This window comes from uncultured Shewanella sp. (genome assembly GCF_947495455.1).
GTDB lineage: Bacteria > Pseudomonadota > Gammaproteobacteria > Enterobacterales > Shewanellaceae > Shewanella.
Genome location: NZ_CANLZC010000006.1, coordinates 34,353 through 49,257 on the forward strand (window position 1 = coordinate 34,353; position 14,905 = coordinate 49,257).

Below are 14,905 nucleotides of genomic sequence, written 5' to 3' on the forward strand. Positions count from 1 at the left end.
GGTTGCAGCAATGAGCATAGAGAGAATACAAACGAAAGCGAGAATGAGCCGAATTGTAAAACATAATGGCGTCATTTATTTATGTGGTCAGGTTTGCCAAGATGCCACACAAAATATCACAGTGCAAACACAAACAATGCTGGATAAAGTGGATGATTTATTAGCCGAAGCCGGTAGCGATAAAGCTCATATTTTATCAGCAACTATTTATATCAAAGATATGAAGTATTTCAGTGAGATGAATGCCGTTTGGGATGCTTGGGTTCCAGAAGGGCATGCACCGGCTAGAGCGTGCGTAGAAGCTAAAATGGCAAGAGAGGCATTATTGGTTGAGATTTCTGTTATTGCTGCACAGAAGTGACCATTCATTGAGTGGATGAGAGTGCATCCGTGCTCTCATTCTTGTCGATTATTCCGTTATCATTAAATACCCTCTGCTTAATCCTTCATTGAGATCGGCATTACTGATAATCGCTTGGTACAAGTCAGTTGTTTTTACCCAAATGGCAGGATATTTGAAACGAGATACATCCAATAATAAAAAGCGATCACTTTTTTTATCATAGGCCGCTAAAGGAGAGAAGTGACCTGATCCGATTTGTTTCAATGCTTGTCTATGATAATTAACAATGATGAATTGTGTATCAGAGCTGACCGCATTAATTGCATCTTGCCGAAACTTGTTTTCGCTTATTTGTGTTCCACGATGAAGCTGAACATTTAATTTAAATGTCTTGATGGCATTGGATAATTCATCGATTGTCATTCCCCCCATGCTGACTTTAGCTGGTGTAGTAATATTGAGGACTTCTGGGGTAAAAAAATTATCTTGTTCAAAAAGTTGGTAAGGGGCCAATAATAAAGAAGTGGGGCGTTGAAGGTTTGATGCATTTAATACCATAGATGCACTTGTGGGTCCGCAATAGGTCAATGTTTGCTGAGTCGCGAAATAAGGCATGAGATTAAAAACATCATTTTTATGCTGGCTTCGCTGTAAAAGATCCTTCCCTTCTATGGAGTTGAATGGAATGAGAGAATCATCAAGTGTTAGATCTGGCAGTGTTGCCGCTTGCAATGTCAGAGTCAGTAGAGATAAAAAAATAATAAGGGAAAATCTTAAACGCATGTTGAACCTTGTTATTGAGTAAAAACTAATGTAATAGCAGACCATATTCGTCTGTAGGAAGTTTAGGTATTAGACTTTTGTCGTGGGCCTGATTAAGTGCTCTATGGGGTGAGATTAGCCAGAGTCTTTTCTATTTTATGAGAGAAAAGTGTTAACTTTAAACAAATACTTTACTTCATTACTGTCTAATTTTTATGTTTTTTTTGGTTTTTGGTGATAGTTTGTTTTTAACGGTCTTTTTTTGTTGGTATTTATCCTTCTTTTTTAAATTTTTTCAAATAAATTTGAGTGTGTGGAAGGTAATCACCATGATGCTTGTTTGTTGTTTATTTTTGTTATTTACTTTTCTCTAATGTTTTTATATTGATAAAATAGACTTAGCTTTTTCATAGAGTATAGCGTTTTTCTTTTCTACACTTAATATCATTCACTGTTTAGGGGAAGGGTGAGAATGACGTCAATTTATCAATTTATTTTTCATTTATTGTTATTGATGAATCTACAACTGTTCAGCTTTGTATTGCAAGCGAAAGATTGCCAGCTACCCAATAGTATGAACGGGTTGACTATGATCCTATCTGCTGGTGAAGAATATAGTGATATTCCTCCTTTTGAAAATGATGTGGTTGAAATGACGTTTTCTAAAAAAAGTTACCAAGGGGTTGGTTTAAAAAAGAATCGACACTTTATCGGTGAGTATGTTTATCGTCGATTAGCTAATAATGTTGCTCAGGTTAGAACAAGAGAACTATTTGGCGCTGATATATTACAATACAGTTTAAACTTAGTTTGCCAGAGTGACTTCGAAGGCTATTATATTTATGCTCCGAGTTCAGGAGAAACAGGCCCTCAGCTAGGCATTTTGATAGATCGTTATCTTATTGTTCAGTGATTATGTCGATAACCTAAGAAGTATGTCTTTAAACTGCTCTTGTAGGTTGTTTTTGCTAGGCGGCATTAAAGGAAAAATTTAGCCTTTGAATGTGCTCAATGTGTTCTGGTGGGCTGAAGAGAAAAAATACTGAATGAGTTAATTTCATCTACACTATTCTTAGCGTACTAAATTGTTTTAGTGATAAGGGTATAACATGAAGCAATTGTTTAGCTTATTTTTATTGTTTTATATAGGACAAGCTGTTGCAGATTCCTGTTCTATGCCAAAAAGTTTTGCTGGCTTGACTCTTTTAATCCGCGTGAATGGCAATTATTCTCCTGAAAATCCAATGGCAGGGACGTTACAAGAAATGACATTTAGTCGTTTGAATTTTAAAAGCACAATAATGAATACACGTGAGAGTGTTGAAGGATCCTATCGGTATACTCGTTTAGATACCAATTTAGCTCAAGTCAGTATTCGGCAGGGCACTGGAGATCAGTTATCTTTATATACAGAAACCTTTGTGTGTGAAACTAATACGACGGGATATTTTATTTTTAGCCAGACACAGGGGACAATTAAACCTGATATTCGCCAAAATACAGGGATTTATATTATTCGAAAATAATTATTGAGCTGCTCGGGAGTAAAGTCATTTTGAGTGCTTATAAACTGAGGTGGATTCGTTTGATGGTGTTTAAAAAAATGGTATTTAAAAAAATAGCGTTAATCAGTCTATGTTTGTTGTCTAGTATTGTGATTGCTGATGATTGTATCTTGCCTGATAATCTTAACAAAAAACAAATATTATTTTTAGTCAGTGAGGTATACACACCGACAAACCCCGATGCTGGCAGTGTGATACAACTTAATTTTACGGATAAGAAAATCGTATCAACAAAATTAATTAAAGGGATTTTGAGTCAAGGTCAGTATGAGTATGAAATTATTGCACCTGGAGTGGCTTTATTGTCAGTTAAGTTGACTGAGGGGGATGATAGGGCACATTTTAGAACTGTGATGATGTGTGAAAATGATTACAGCGGCATGTATATTTTTAGTCAATCTGAAGGGATCATTGAGCCAAGTAAAAGACAAAACACAGGGAGCTATATTATTGAATAAGATAAATGATCTTAGGTTATGCCAGTATGCGTCGCGTTAGGGGGGTTATGGTATGCGCCAAATACGAGTGGCCATCGGCATGATGATGTGTGTTTTTATTGCTTTTAATGGAAAAGCTTTACCCTTGACAAGTCCTAGTTGCACTGTACCTGAGCAGCTGCCAAAAAAGAAACTAGTCCTTGCTATAGATGAAGAATACTCGGCCTATACCCCTGAAGTGATTGGTTTAATGCAACTCACTTTTGATAAAGAGACATTTGTTAATTACGTCATACAGAATAATTATTTTTTTCCGGGAAAATACACTTATCAAGTTATACACCCCGATTTGGCCATTGTCACGCTGACTGAAGTTGTGGGTGCGTTAGTGTCAAAGTACCAATTATTGCTGGTATGTATCTCAGATATCGAAGGTTATTTTGTTTATCATTTAGAATATGGGGAAAGATTACCTAGAATGGAACATAATACTGGATTTTATGTATTGCGTGAGTAAGTGGACGAATGTAGAGGAAGGTAATGCGGCTATTGTTAATGTTGTTCACGGTTGTCATGTTGATGGGGCAAGGTAGAGCGAATACATGTGCATTGCCAACGAGTATCGTAGGAAAGACCATTCTGATTCGAGCAAATGGTGTGTATTCACCATTAAATACATTGGCAGACTCTATAATAGAATACGTATTTAAAGAGAAGACCTATGAGGTAACCATATTAAATAGTCGAAAAATGAATTCGGGTACGTATTTTTATCGAAGACTTAATCCAATGTTAGCACGTTTTAGTGTGATTTCGGGTTCTGGAGAGTCATTAACCTTATATTCTCAAACCTTTGTGTGTGAAACCAATAACATAGGTTATTCAATCTTTAGCCAAACAAAAGGTTTATATAAACCTGATATTAAGCAAAATTTTGGTATATTCATTATTCAGGATCAAGATGAGTAAATTGAGTCAGTTAGTTTTATTTTTATGTTGGTTTACAAGTTGCTTCTATGGGCAAGCCGAGAGTAAACCGTGCGAATTACCGTTAACCTTATTTGGATATGATCTTTTTGCAAAAATAAGTGGGATGGATTATAAAACAGATTTAAATGCTATGTCTTTTAGAAAATTATCCTTTTCTAATAAAAAGTTATATAATCAAAGTCTCATTTCAGGTGAGATGTTTTCAGCATTTTATACTTATCATCGTTTCTATAACAATATCGCGATGATTAAAGTGTATCAAGATCCTAGGTTAACACGGCTTCTATATTTTGATTTGTTATTTTGTGAAACCGATTTAGTGGGTAAACTTATTTTTACACCGAGTAGTATTATTCCTTTTGACAATTTTGGTGACAAACAATTAACTGCTAAGTATGTCCTAAGGTCAGATGGTTAAATAAGTTAATGTGAGTGATAAATGGCAAGGATGAAAAGTGATATCTAGATTGGTAATTATGCTAATATTGATGATAAATTTTTTTTATGAGCGAGCATTAGCGTGTGAGTTGCCTAGTTCATTAGCAGGGAAAAAAATCATTTTTAGTATCTCAAATTACTATACTCCTAATAACCCCATGGCTGGCACATTACTTTTATCAGAATTTAAAGCTAAAACGTACCAATTGGTCGTGTTAGATACTGATACTTCATATAGTGGTGCTTATTCTTATCAAAAGATAACACCTAATTTTGCACGTTTTACTGTTATAGAAAGGCAAAATGTTGATATGACATCATATCGCTATTCAAAAACACTCACTTGCCAAACAGATAGGATGGGGTTTGTCATATTTAAATTTATTGGAGGGGTGGATCTAGATGCCCCCCATCACGATATCGGCACTTATTTTATTCAGTAGCTAGCAATGTTATATGATGTTTAGCTACGTTCAATATTACCTAGGAGGTGACATTGAAGTGTATTTTATGGTTAATATTACTAATAAATATGTTTCACATAGCAATACTAAAAGCATGTCAGTTGCCTGAAAGTTTGGTGGGAAAAAGAATTTTATTACACGTTTATGGTTTGGCTGCTGAAACTAATCCTCTTGCGGATAATATAGTGATGATGCATTTTAATCAGAGGGACTATCAAGTAATGATTTTGGATACGGGGAAAAAATCGGTCGGTACTTATTCTTATCAACGATATGAGTTTGATCTGGCTGAATTAAGGATAAAAGAGAATGTGTCTTCTGAAGGCAAAACGGTTATGGCTGATTATACTAATACTTTTGTTTGTCAGAGCGATACATCAGGTTTATATATTTTTAATGGTATTGAAGGGACTGCCTATCCACAATATTGGCAACATTCTGGTCGATATTTTATTCAAAGTCATTAGACGCTGCTTGATGAATACAGTATGGAATAATAGAAAGGAGAGGAGAACGATGATTAAATTATTATTAGTATGTTTAATCGCATGTCCTTTCATTGTAGTACAAGCGTGCCAATTGCCGAGTACATTAGCCGAGCGGCAGCTCTATATTGTCGTTGATCAGTTTTATACGCCAGACAATCCTAAAGCAGGCAAGGTGACATTATTGCAATTTTTCAAAAATGGTATTGAACAGATCACATTAATGAATAATCAAGTTAGTGAAGGGACATACCAGTATGAATTACTAGCTTCTAATGTTGCGTTATTAAGTTATCAACTTACTCATGGAGCTGAATGGACAATATCAAAATTGCTGCTTGCTTGTGATACATCGATAAAAGGGAAATTTATTTATAGTCAAACTAAAGGTTCGGTGAAACCCAATATTCGACAAAATACCGGAAGTTTTATCATGTTAAAGCAACCCAAATTTTGAACTATAGTTATAATAAGTGAAGTGACTTTTTGCCTGTAGAATATACGATAATGAGGGGAAGATAATACTTGATATGTATCGATTGACTGGGCAGGTATTATCCTTTTTTATTTTCTTGATAAGCTCTTTGGCTTATGCAGCAGATGATACAGATTGCCATGTACCTGAAAAAATTGATCAATCAACATTGCTTTTTACCGTCGATGAAGAGTATTCCATTTTTAGTCCAGAGACTGTGGGCTTAATAGAGGTCGTGTTTAATCAAGGCAGTCTTGAGACTAGGATTATACAAGAGCGCCTGACATTTGTCGGTCGATATGTTTATCAAGTACTTGAAAAAGATTTTAGCATGATCAAAGTCAGCGAGTTAGACGCGAATACCGTATCGAATTATTATCTTTTGCTAGTGTGTAGCAGTGATATTGAAGGCTATTATATTTACCGTTTACAGGGGGGGGAAGACATGCCAGGTGTGAGTCATTGGACTGGGCGATATATTATTCGTCTGCCACAAAAGCCCTTAGGTGAAGAATGAGACGTGCGGCTGTATTGCTCATGCTTGTGCTTATCGTTAAACACAGTTGGGCTGAAGAATGCCATCTACCCAATAACTTATTGGGGTTAACCTTATTGCTTCGAGTGAATAGAATACATACACCTGATAACCCTATGGCGGGTATGGTGCATGAGTGGTTTTTTGGAAAAAAACATTATCAAATCACCCTATTGAATACAAGGAAGACAGCTAAAGGCACCTATCAATACACGCGCTTTACTGAGCAACTTGCACGCCTGAGTGTGCAAGAAGGCCCAATTGATGAGCGTTCTGTCTATTCTATTACCTTTGTTTGTGAGACTGAGTACATTGGCTATTATATTTTTAGTCAAACAATAGGCGATTCTCAACGTGATGTGCGCCAAAATACCGGAGTGTATATTATTCAGTAAACGGAAGGGCATTATGCGTACTGTTATCGTATTACTGGTTTTAATGGGGATGTTGTTTTCTTTTAAAGTGAGCAGTCAGTCATGTCAGGTACCTGCTCATTTAAATGGAAAAAGTGTATTGCAGGAGATCACTGGCATGGATGCTAGAATTAACCCTGAAGCGGATAGCTTGCGCTCATACGTCTTTTTGAATGATAAAATAAACGATGTTAGTTTGATCACAGGAAAGAAGATCAATGCTAACTATCATTACCAAGTATTGGCACCCAATATCGCGCAGTTAGAGGTGTACAGTTTTAAAGATAAGCAAAATTTGTTGTATCGAGCTATTTGGGTGTGTACCACCAATACAGTTGGTTATTTTATTTACACCCTCATTAACGGCGAGTATTCAGTCAATGTTACCCCGCATCAAGCTTCTGGCGTGTATATCATTCAACAAAGTCAATCTGATTGATTGGGTCGCTGTATGGGTTGGGTATTGAGTTTATTTAGAGTGGGTTTAGAGTGGAATTAAGGGCCATGTTATGGGGCATCTATTTGTTCTAATAAGTCATACTATGCTGTTTTTTAGCCTTTCTTGGCCTGTTTTGGGCAGTGATTGTACATTACCTAAAAGTTTAAATGGCGTGACATTCTTATTTAAAATCAGTGAGAGTTACACTCCCATGAATGTGATGCCGGGCAATCTCCTTGAGTCGAGGTTTTCTGAGCGGCATTATACAACAGAAATATTAAATACTGGGGAGAAAGTGAGGGGAGTATATACTTATCAGCGTTATCACTCTCAGTTTGGCCGTTTTCATGCTAGTGAGGGGACTGGGGAGCAATTAACTCAGTACGCTAAGACATTAGTGTGTAAAACAGACAAGGTAGGTTATGTCATTTTTAGTCAAAGTATAGGAGTGATTAAGCCTAATGTTCGCCAAGATACTGGTACCTATGTCATCACATCTTTACCAGCTAGGAATCAATAAGAATGAATAAACACTATGGTAGTCATCGGGGTCGTCATCAGAAGAGCTCACTGAGATTATTTGGTGTTAGTCTTGTTCTTTTGTGTTTTTCTAGTGTGAGTATGGCTTGTGAATTGCCTGAATCATTATCGGGTAGACAACTTTTGTTACGTATTTATGGATTAGTGTCTGCTACCAATCCGTTTGCTGAGAGTGTATTGGAAGTGACTTTTAGTGAAACGACATATGTACTTAAAGACTTAAAAACTGGTCAAGGCTATGAAGGGCAGTATCGTTATCGACGTTTTGAGAAAGATTTGGCGCAATTGACAGGGTTAGAAAAAGTCGGAAAAAGCAAAATGCAATATACGGAAACTTATGTGTGCGAAACCAATAAAACGGGTTATTACATTTTTAGTGTGAAGCAAGAAGGGATTGGCCCTAAGGTTCGCCAAAATACTGGGCGGTATATTTTTCAGCAGTAATGTAAAGGTAAAAATAGGGAAAACGTATGATTAAGTTGACTGGGGTCATGCTGAGTTTTTTGTTGTTTTTTGGGTTTTCCCATGTCATAGCGAAAGAGTGCCATTTACCTGAAGTCCTATCAAATAAACGTATTTTGTTGGAAGTTGATCTATTTTATCAGCCGTCTAATCCCGATGCTGGTGGGTTAAAAGCACTGACATTTTCAGGGAACATTATCAGTGATATCACCTTAGAAACAGGGGAGAATAATCAAGGGACGTTTCAGTATACTCGGCTCAAGCCTTATGTTGCTGTGCTAAAGGTGGCATTGAACCAAGGCCCTAAGATGAGTGAGTCGGAAATCACGCTTGTGTGTGATACGCCCTTAACTGGATTGTATATTTACACTCAAGTTAAAGGCTCAATTAAGCCAGATCTACGTCATAACTTAGGAAGCTATATGATAACGAACAAGATCGATAAGCCTTAAAAACACTCAATCATTTTTGTTATCATGGTTTTTTATAATGTTGAGGGATCACTCTGACGGTTTTAACGCGATTATCACCAATATCAACCACTTCAATAGGGTATCCTGCAATGCGCATGCTGGTATTGGTTTGAGGTATTTCTTCCATATATTCCACCACTAAGCCGCTTAAGGTTTTGGGGCCGTTAGTGGGAAAGTGCCAGCTCATTTCTTTATTAAGCTCTCGAATATTAATTGTCGCTTCAATGAGATAACTGCCATCTTGTTGCTTTTTAATTTCTTCACTGGGTGCGGGCATCATTGAGGTGGTAAAATCGCCGACAATCTCCTCAAGAATATCTTCAAGTGTCACTAGACCTTGAATATCACCGTACTCGTCGACAACCATACCAATTCTTTCTTTATTTTCTTGGAAATTAGCTAATTGGACGTTAAGGGGCGTTGCTTCAGGAATAAAATACAGCTCTTTTACAGCCCTTAGTAGTGACGATTTACTAAATTGCTCTTTTGCCTGTAATCGCAGGGCATCGCGAATGTGCACAAAACCGACGGCATCATCAATATTATCTCTATATAACAGAATACGTGTATGGGGACTTTGAATGACCTGTTTGTTGATGAGCTTAAAGTCTGAGTTGATATTAATGGCGTAGAGTTCAGCTCTTGGGATCATGATGTCTTCTACAGTGACTTTTTCAAGATCTAAAATAGACAATAACATCTCTTGATGTCGCTGTGGGATCAATGCGCCGGCTTCATTGACGACAGTGCGAAGCTCTTCTTGACTTAAGGCATCACTGCTTTGTTGCGTATGGACACGCATTAAACGTAAAAAGCCAGAGGTGATCAGGTTGACTACCTTGACGAGAGGGGAAAGTATGGTTAACAGAAGTTGTATGATAATACTTGAAGGAAAAGCGATACGTTCGGGATGTAATGCTGCCAGGGTTTTAGGCGTAACTTCGGCAAAAACCAGTACGACTAGCGTTAATGCGCCTGTGGCGATGGCGACACCCACATCACCGTATAAACGTATACCTATAATAGTGGCAATGGCTGAAGCCAAAATATTAACTAAGTTGTTACCAATTAAAATAAGGCCAATGAGTCGATCTGGACGTTCTAACAGCTTAATTGCTCGTAATGCGCCTTTATGCCCACTTGAGGCTAAATGACGAAGTCGATAACGATTTAACGTCATCATGGCAGTTTCTGTGCCAGAAAAGTAGGCTGACAGTATGATTAGCACAATAAGAATAATAAAAAGTGCACTGGTATGTATCGCGTCCAAAAAGGGCTCCGTTTTAAGAGTGATAAATAATCAATAACTGAATCATGTCAATGATTGTTATGTTTTTACTCTGTGATAAATGTTAATACTATCGAATGACAGTGACGAGAATTAATCTTATTGTAAAATAAGCTCTTTGACAATACGCGCTCCGAAATAGGCAAGTGATAACAAAGTGGCACCAGAAAGTGTATAAATCACGGCGGTTCTTATTTTACACCCGACCCAATACTGCTGAGCTAACATGGCAATATACACTAGCCATGCCAACATGGATAACACGGTTTTGTGTCCTTTTCCGTCGGCAAACATATCATCTAAGAAAATAAATCCAGTGGCTAATGCTAAGCTGAGTAAAATGACACCAATTACCACTAAGTGGTAAAGCTGTTTTTCGACTGTCATCAATGGAGGAATTGAAGGGCTTAAAATGAGTTGTTTGCTTTTTAGTTTGTGTTGAATGATGGCGAGCTGAATGGCGTATAAAGCTGCGATCATCAAGGCACTATAAGCCATTAATGATAAAATAACGTGAGCGAGCACTTCAGGGTAAAGCTCAAAATGAATGATAAGTTTTGGCGGTAATAACCAAAGTAAGGCAACTGATAAGAGAGAGCAGGCATAAACCACAGGTAACACCATGATGACTTTGACTCTGAAGATGAGTAAGGTAAAACTAAAGGCAATAATCCAATTGACCAAAGAAATCACATTAGTCAAACTGAAATTTTGTCCATTATCAATGAAAATGGCTTCCGATAGTGCTGCTGCATGTAATCCCACGGCAATGGCTGCAAAGATAGCCACAACTTGACGGTTTGGCCCTTCGTTATGAAAGAGTTTGCTTGCGATGAGCACCAATGCAAAAAAATAAAATAAGATGGCGGAAGCTGAAAAAATAATCATTAAGTATTAGCCTATGACTTTGTTGATATTAACGAACGATAACATCCAATAATGGGTATGTCTTTTAGTCTTTCTATTTCTGGAACGGTATTGGGTTTTGAATGATTGTCACTCGATTGTGCTGTATCTCATTTTTATTATCTTTAAGGATAACATGAGCAGGATACTGTTAGGCAATAATAATACGCGTAAAATTGCGTTTAACTTTGGTGTGAGTTCTCATTTTTTACAAATGATGTGACCGACTTTTTAGGATAATCAAAGTGAGCAGTAGCATAATATTCGGGCATCGCTATAATACTTACCTATCTATAGCAAAATGAAACGGTAAGAACTGGATAATGTTTGAGAACTTAACTGACAGATTATCACGGACTCTGAAGAATATCAGTGGCCGCGGTCGCTTAACAGAAGACAATGTTAAGGATACACTTCGCGAAGTCCGAATGGCTTTGCTTGAGGCCGATGTTGCCTTGCCTGTGGTACGAGCGTTTGTTAATAGCGTTAAAGAACGTGCTGTTGGACAAGAAGTCTCAAAAAGTTTAAGTCCGGGTCAGGCGTTTATTAAAATAGTTCAAAGCGAATTAGAACATGCGATGGGGGAGGCGAATGAAGCCTTAGACCTATCCATGCAACCTCCTGCCGTTATCATGATGGCAGGTCTTCAAGGGGCAGGTAAAACCACCAGTGTGGCTAAACTGTCAAAGTTCTTGCGTGAGCGGGAAAAAAAATCGGTTTTAGTGGTCAGTGCCGATGTTTATCGTCCAGCGGCGATTAAACAACTTGAGACCTTAGCATCAGAGGTTGAGGTTGAGTTTTTTCCATCCGATGTGAGCCAAAAACCCATTGATATTGCCAATGCGGCTATTGCGCATGCGAAACTTAAATTTATCGATGTGGTGATCCTCGATACTGCGGGCCGTTTGCATGTCGATGATGCCATGATGGACGAAATTAAAGATTTGCATGCCGCGGTTAATCCAGTAGAAACCTTGTTTGTTGTTGACGCTATGACAGGTCAAGATGCGGCCAATACGGCCAAAGCCTTTAATGAAGCCCTGCCGTTAACTGGGGTGGTATTGACTAAGGTGGATGGTGACGCTCGAGGCGGCGCCGCTTTATCAATACGCCATATCACAGGCAAACCGATTAAGTTCTTAGGGGTCGGTGAGAAGACGGATGCACTGGAAGCCTTCCATCCGGATCGTATTGCCTCACGTATTTTGGGTATGGGAGATGTGCTCTCGCTGATTGAAGATGTTGAGCGAGGGGTTGATCAAGACAAGGCGATGAAGTTAGCCGCTAAAGTGAAAAAAGGTGGCAACTTTGACTTAGAGGATTTTCGTGAACAGCTCTCCCAAATGCAAAATATGGGTGGAATGATGAACATGATAGAAAAATTGCCTGGTGTGGGGCAATTACCTCCAGAAGCCTTAGCACAAGTGCAAAATGGCAAAATGACAGGGCAAATGGAAGCCATCATTAATTCGATGACAGTGGCTGAGCGTCAGCGTCCAGATATCATTAAAGGGTCCCGTAAAAGGAGAATTGCGGCAGGCTCTGGTACGCAAATTCAAGATGTGAATCGTTTATTAAAGCAATTTTCGCAAATGCAAAAAATGATGAAAAAGATGTCTTCAAAAGGCGGCATGAAAAAAATGATGCGCGGTATGAGTGGCATGCTTCCACCGGGCATGAAAATGCCTGGCCGTTAACGCCTTAGGCTTGTTTTATTTGAGATATTTGACAAAAGCACATCATTGGGTGTGCTTTTTTGTTTTTTCGATTAGCGTCGAAGGATTAGGACAGGGTTTGGAGTGAAGGCTTGTTATACCAATCTTAGTAAATAAGTGGCCATTCAGCGAGAATTAAAAATGCGGTAGGCAAGGTCGTTAATCGCTCCTGCATTAACAGACAGTCCCACCATCCGTGGTGGTCGCAGCTATTTGAAGCTAATAGTCACTCTATATCAAAAATAGATAACGTAGCATAACGCTTTTTTAAACTCGCACAGAGTGAGCCGCTCAGGCATTCCACTTCTGTGTTGCATTCATTTGAAAGGGATCACCATTACTTCATAAATGCGCCTTGAAATGAAACGCCTGAGCGACTCTGAATTGATTATTTATTTACTTCGATTGGTATCTATCTTTTGAAGGATGGATTAATTTAAATGATATGCACTAAAAACGTCTAATTTTGTTGCATTCGCCGTGAAGTAAGGTAAAATCTTCCGGCTTTCTATCTGGTACTCTTCGCGAACACGGAGGACCAGTTTTTATTTTTGCTTTTAAAGAAGCAAATCATTAGAGGAATAAAACGCATGGTTACCATTCGTTTAGCTCGTGGTGGCGCAAAAAAGCGTCCATTTTATAATATCGTAGTTGCTGATAGCCGTAATGCTCGTGATGGTCGTTTCATCGAGCGTGTTGGCTTTTTTAACCCATTAGCCCGTGGCCAAGAAGAAACGTTACGTTTAGATCTTGACCGTGTTGAGCATTGGGTTGCTAACGGTGCTGGCACTTCAGACCGTGTAGCAAAACTGATCAAAGACGCACAAAAAGCTGCGGCTTAATGGCGTTAAGGTATAGATGATGAGCAGTAAACAAGAACCCGTTGTGTTAGGGAAGTTAGGTTCCTGTCACGGCATTAAAGGTTGGTTGAAGATCACTACCTATACCGATTCTGTTGAAGGTATTTTTGACTATTCACCTTGGTTGATTAAAGAGCAAGGGGAATGGCGCGAAGTGAAAGTCACTCAGTGGCGTTTTCAAGGAAAAGCGGTTATTGCTGAACTTGAAGGTGTGACTACGCGGGAACAAGCGCAAATGCTCACTAATTGTGAGATTGCCATTCCTGCTGAAGACATGTTGGATCTGCCTGTAGATGAATTCTATTGGCGTGATCTTATTGGTTGCGAAGTGGTTAACACTAATGGTTATAACATGGGTAAAGTACAACAGATCGTGGAAACAGGATCTAATGATGTACTTCTTGTTAAAGCCAATGCGAAAGATGGCTTTGGCAAAGCGGAACGTATGATCCCCTTTGTCACCGAGCAATTCATTCAATCAGTGGATATTTCGGCAAAACAGATTTTAGTGGATTGGGATCCGGACTTTTAAGTCGAGGTACAGCTGATGTGGTTAGGGGTAGTCACCCTGTTTCCGGAGATGTTTCGTGCCATCACCGATTTTGGAGTAACGGGTCGGGCCGTTAAGAAGGGCCTTTTAGCGTTGCAAACGTGGAATCCAAGAGATTTCACCCATGATAAACATAATACTGTGGATGACAGACCTTATGGTGGTGGTCCCGGTATGTTAATGATGGTGCAACCTTTACGTGATGCTATCCATGCAGCGAAAGCTGCAGCAGGTAAAGATGCAAAGGTGATTTATTTATCTCCTCAAGGACGTAAGCTCACGCAGCAAGGCGTTGAGGAGTTAGCTCAGTCATCGAGTTTGGTATTAGTGTGCGGACGATATGAAGGTATTGATGAGCGCATTATACAAACGGAAGTGGATGAAGAGTGGTCGATTGGTGATTACGTGCTTTCGGGTGGTGAGTTACCTGCGATGACGCTGATTGATTCAGTATCGAGATTGGTACCCGGTGTGCTGGGTAAGCAAGCTTCAGCAGAGCAAGATTCTTTCTCTGATGGTTTACTGGATTGCCCACATTACACGCGTCCTGAATGCTTGGATGGGCATGATGTACCCGCCGTTTTATTAAGCGGTAACCACGAACATATTAGACGCTGGCGTTTACAACAAAGTCTAGGTAAGACTTTGTTGAGACGGCCAGAATTATTTGAAAATCTAGCTCTGACTGACGAACAAACCGAGTTATTAACAGAGTTTGTCGACACCATGAATAAGCATGGTTAGTTAGGTTCAGTTACACTAGAA

At 38.8% G+C, this 14,905-nt stretch carries 23 protein-coding genes; 20 read left to right on the forward strand and 3 right to left on the reverse strand.

The window, feature by feature from the left end; translation table 11 throughout:
• The first annotated feature begins 10 nt into the window (after nucleotides 1-10).
• A complete protein-coding gene (locus Q0791_RS03170; protein WP_299002624.1) occupies nucleotides 11-361 on the forward strand; it encodes a RidA family protein in 351 nt (116 codons plus the stop codon).
• Between the two features lie 48 nt (nucleotides 362-409).
• Here the strand turns inward: Q0791_RS03170 and Q0791_RS03175 are convergent, their stop codons facing one another.
• On the reverse strand, nucleotides 410-1,126 hold the full coding sequence (locus tag Q0791_RS03175; protein WP_299002626.1) for a phytochelatin synthase family protein: 717 nt from the start codon (nucleotides 1,124-1,126) through the stop codon (nucleotides 410-412).
• A gap of 451 nt (nucleotides 1,127-1,577) precedes the next feature.
• Here Q0791_RS03175 and Q0791_RS03180 point away from each other — a divergent pair, with 451 nt between their 5' ends.
• From Q0791_RS03180 to Q0791_RS03250, 15 genes are all read left to right on the forward strand, one after another.
• Entirely contained in the window at nucleotides 1,578-2,018 is a 441-nt protein-coding gene (locus Q0791_RS03180; RefSeq protein WP_299002627.1) for a hypothetical protein, read from the forward strand.
• Nucleotides 2,019-2,214: 196 nt separating this feature from the next.
• Nucleotides 2,215-2,631, forward strand: coding sequence for a hypothetical protein (locus tag Q0791_RS03185; RefSeq protein WP_299002629.1), 417 nt, complete (start codon nucleotides 2,215-2,217; stop codon nucleotides 2,629-2,631).
• 62 nt (nucleotides 2,632-2,693) lie between these two features.
• On the forward strand, nucleotides 2,694-3,128 hold the full coding sequence (locus tag Q0791_RS03190) for a hypothetical protein (RefSeq protein WP_299002631.1): 435 nt from the start codon (nucleotides 2,694-2,696) through the stop codon (nucleotides 3,126-3,128).
• Nucleotides 3,129-3,180: 52 nt separating this feature from the next.
• Nucleotides 3,181-3,624 (forward strand): hypothetical protein, encoded by a 444-nt coding sequence (locus Q0791_RS03195; protein ID WP_299002633.1) that lies wholly within the window; start codon nucleotides 3,181-3,183, stop codon nucleotides 3,622-3,624.
• A 23-nt stretch (nucleotides 3,625-3,647) separates the two neighbouring features.
• Nucleotides 3,648-4,076: a hypothetical protein gene (locus tag Q0791_RS03200; RefSeq protein ID WP_299002634.1), complete on the forward strand. Its 429-nt coding sequence runs from the start codon at nucleotides 3,648-3,650 to the stop codon at nucleotides 4,074-4,076.
• A complete protein-coding gene (locus tag Q0791_RS03205; RefSeq protein ID WP_299002635.1) occupies nucleotides 4,069-4,515 on the forward strand; it encodes a hypothetical protein in 447 nt (148 codons plus the stop codon). The genes Q0791_RS03200 and Q0791_RS03205 overlap by 8 nt, the downstream gene beginning before the upstream one ends.
• A 70-nt stretch (nucleotides 4,516-4,585) precedes the next feature.
• On the forward strand, nucleotides 4,586-4,978 hold the full coding sequence (locus tag Q0791_RS03210) for a hypothetical protein (RefSeq protein WP_299002636.1): 393 nt from the start codon (nucleotides 4,586-4,588) through the stop codon (nucleotides 4,976-4,978).
• 53 nt (nucleotides 4,979-5,031) lie between these two features.
• Complete coding sequence (locus tag Q0791_RS03215) at nucleotides 5,032-5,466, forward strand: hypothetical protein (protein ID WP_299002638.1); 435 nt, start codon at nucleotides 5,032-5,034, stop codon at nucleotides 5,464-5,466.
• 49 nt (nucleotides 5,467-5,515) lie between these two features.
• Entirely contained in the window at nucleotides 5,516-5,941 is a 426-nt protein-coding gene (locus Q0791_RS03220; protein WP_299002639.1) for a hypothetical protein, read from the forward strand.
• Between the two features lie 73 nt (nucleotides 5,942-6,014).
• On the forward strand, nucleotides 6,015-6,476 hold the full coding sequence (locus Q0791_RS03225) for a hypothetical protein (protein WP_299002641.1): 462 nt from the start codon (nucleotides 6,015-6,017) through the stop codon (nucleotides 6,474-6,476).
• A complete protein-coding gene (locus Q0791_RS03230) occupies nucleotides 6,473-6,889 on the forward strand; it encodes a hypothetical protein (protein WP_299002643.1) in 417 nt (138 codons plus the stop codon). The genes Q0791_RS03225 and Q0791_RS03230 overlap by 4 nt, the downstream gene beginning before the upstream one ends.
• Nucleotides 6,890-6,902: 13 nt before the next feature.
• Complete coding sequence (locus Q0791_RS03235; protein ID WP_299002645.1) at nucleotides 6,903-7,346, forward strand: hypothetical protein; 444 nt, start codon at nucleotides 6,903-6,905, stop codon at nucleotides 7,344-7,346.
• Nucleotides 7,347-7,449: 103 nt separating this feature from the next.
• Nucleotides 7,450-7,866, forward strand: coding sequence for a hypothetical protein (locus tag Q0791_RS03240; RefSeq protein ID WP_299002646.1), 417 nt, complete (start codon nucleotides 7,450-7,452; stop codon nucleotides 7,864-7,866).
• A gap of 2 nt (nucleotides 7,867-7,868) precedes the next feature.
• On the forward strand, nucleotides 7,869-8,330 hold the full coding sequence (locus tag Q0791_RS03245; protein WP_299002648.1) for a hypothetical protein: 462 nt from the start codon (nucleotides 7,869-7,871) through the stop codon (nucleotides 8,328-8,330).
• A 26-nt stretch (nucleotides 8,331-8,356) separates the two neighbouring features.
• The gene (locus Q0791_RS03250; RefSeq protein ID WP_299002650.1) at nucleotides 8,357-8,800 is read left to right on the forward strand and encodes a hypothetical protein; all 444 of its coding nucleotides are present in this window, start codon (nucleotides 8,357-8,359) and stop codon (nucleotides 8,798-8,800) included.
• 22 nt (nucleotides 8,801-8,822) lie between these two features.
• Here Q0791_RS03250 and Q0791_RS03255 read toward each other — a convergent pair whose 3' ends face one another.
• Together Q0791_RS03255 and ccsA are read right to left on the reverse strand one after the other, a co-directional pair.
• Nucleotides 8,823-10,091 (reverse strand): CNNM domain-containing protein, encoded by a 1,269-nt coding sequence (locus tag Q0791_RS03255; protein WP_299002652.1) that lies wholly within the window; start codon nucleotides 10,089-10,091, stop codon nucleotides 8,823-8,825.
• A 117-nt stretch (nucleotides 10,092-10,208) separates the two neighbouring features.
• Nucleotides 10,209-10,997: a cytochrome c biogenesis protein CcsA gene (ccsA, locus tag Q0791_RS03260; RefSeq protein ID WP_299002654.1), complete on the reverse strand. Its 789-nt coding sequence runs from the start codon at nucleotides 10,995-10,997 to the stop codon at nucleotides 10,209-10,211.
• Nucleotides 10,998-11,338: 341 nt separating this feature from the next.
• On the opposite strand from ccsA, the gene ffh reads away from it, so the two are divergent.
• The 4 genes from ffh (at nucleotide 11,339) to trmD (ending at nucleotide 14,884) form a co-directional block, all read left to right on the forward strand.
• Nucleotides 11,339-12,712: a signal recognition particle protein gene (ffh, locus tag Q0791_RS03265; RefSeq protein ID WP_299002656.1), complete on the forward strand. Its 1,374-nt coding sequence runs from the start codon at nucleotides 11,339-11,341 to the stop codon at nucleotides 12,710-12,712.
• A gap of 608 nt (nucleotides 12,713-13,320) precedes the next feature.
• Complete coding sequence (gene rpsP / locus Q0791_RS03270; protein WP_248938369.1) at nucleotides 13,321-13,572, forward strand: 30S ribosomal protein S16; 252 nt, start codon at nucleotides 13,321-13,323, stop codon at nucleotides 13,570-13,572.
• A gap of 19 nt (nucleotides 13,573-13,591) precedes the next feature.
• A complete protein-coding gene (gene rimM / locus Q0791_RS03275; RefSeq protein WP_299002713.1) occupies nucleotides 13,592-14,122 on the forward strand; it encodes a ribosome maturation factor RimM in 531 nt (176 codons plus the stop codon).
• 15 nt (nucleotides 14,123-14,137) lie between these two features.
• Nucleotides 14,138-14,884: a tRNA (guanosine(37)-N1)-methyltransferase TrmD gene (gene trmD, locus Q0791_RS03280; RefSeq protein WP_299002658.1), complete on the forward strand. Its 747-nt coding sequence runs from the start codon at nucleotides 14,138-14,140 to the stop codon at nucleotides 14,882-14,884.
• The last annotated feature ends 21 nt before the right edge of the window (nucleotides 14,885-14,905 follow it).

Coding starts and splice junctions, on each gene's coding strand:
- Q0791_RS03170 (WP_299002624.1), top strand. CDS start 11: ATGAGCATAGAGAGAATACAAACGAAAGCGAGAATGAGCCGAATTGTA.
- Q0791_RS03175 (WP_299002626.1), bottom strand. CDS start 1,126: ATGCGTTTAAGATTTTCCCTTATTATTTTTTTATCTCTACTGACTCTG.
- Q0791_RS03180 (WP_299002627.1), top strand. CDS start 1,578: ATGACGTCAATTTATCAATTTATTTTTCATTTATTGTTATTGATGAAT.
- Q0791_RS03185 (WP_299002629.1), top strand. CDS start 2,215: ATGAAGCAATTGTTTAGCTTATTTTTATTGTTTTATATAGGACAAGCT.
- Q0791_RS03190 (WP_299002631.1), top strand. CDS start 2,694: ATGGTGTTTAAAAAAATGGTATTTAAAAAAATAGCGTTAATCAGTCTA.
- Q0791_RS03195 (WP_299002633.1), top strand. CDS start 3,181: ATGCGCCAAATACGAGTGGCCATCGGCATGATGATGTGTGTTTTTATT.
- Q0791_RS03200 (WP_299002634.1), top strand. CDS start 3,648: ATGCGGCTATTGTTAATGTTGTTCACGGTTGTCATGTTGATGGGGCAA.
- Q0791_RS03205 (WP_299002635.1), top strand. CDS start 4,069: ATGAGTAAATTGAGTCAGTTAGTTTTATTTTTATGTTGGTTTACAAGT.
- Q0791_RS03210 (WP_299002636.1), top strand. CDS start 4,586: ATGATAAATTTTTTTTATGAGCGAGCATTAGCGTGTGAGTTGCCTAGT.
- Q0791_RS03220 (WP_299002639.1), top strand. CDS start 5,516: ATGATTAAATTATTATTAGTATGTTTAATCGCATGTCCTTTCATTGTA.
- Q0791_RS03225 (WP_299002641.1), top strand. CDS start 6,015: ATGTATCGATTGACTGGGCAGGTATTATCCTTTTTTATTTTCTTGATA.
- Q0791_RS03230 (WP_299002643.1), top strand. CDS start 6,473: ATGAGACGTGCGGCTGTATTGCTCATGCTTGTGCTTATCGTTAAACAC.
- Q0791_RS03235 (WP_299002645.1), top strand. CDS start 6,903: ATGCGTACTGTTATCGTATTACTGGTTTTAATGGGGATGTTGTTTTCT.
- Q0791_RS03240 (WP_299002646.1), top strand. CDS start 7,450: ATGCTGTTTTTTAGCCTTTCTTGGCCTGTTTTGGGCAGTGATTGTACA.
- Q0791_RS03245 (WP_299002648.1), top strand. CDS start 7,869: ATGAATAAACACTATGGTAGTCATCGGGGTCGTCATCAGAAGAGCTCA.
- Q0791_RS03250 (WP_299002650.1), top strand. CDS start 8,357: ATGATTAAGTTGACTGGGGTCATGCTGAGTTTTTTGTTGTTTTTTGGG.
- ccsA (WP_299002654.1), bottom strand. CDS start 10,997: ATGATTATTTTTTCAGCTTCCGCCATCTTATTTTATTTTTTTGCATTG.
- ffh (WP_299002656.1), top strand. CDS start 11,339: ATGTTTGAGAACTTAACTGACAGATTATCACGGACTCTGAAGAATATC.
- rpsP (WP_248938369.1), top strand. CDS start 13,321: ATGGTTACCATTCGTTTAGCTCGTGGTGGCGCAAAAAAGCGTCCATTT.
- rimM (WP_299002713.1), top strand. CDS start 13,592: ATGAGCAGTAAACAAGAACCCGTTGTGTTAGGGAAGTTAGGTTCCTGT.
- trmD (WP_299002658.1), top strand. CDS start 14,138: ATGTGGTTAGGGGTAGTCACCCTGTTTCCGGAGATGTTTCGTGCCATC.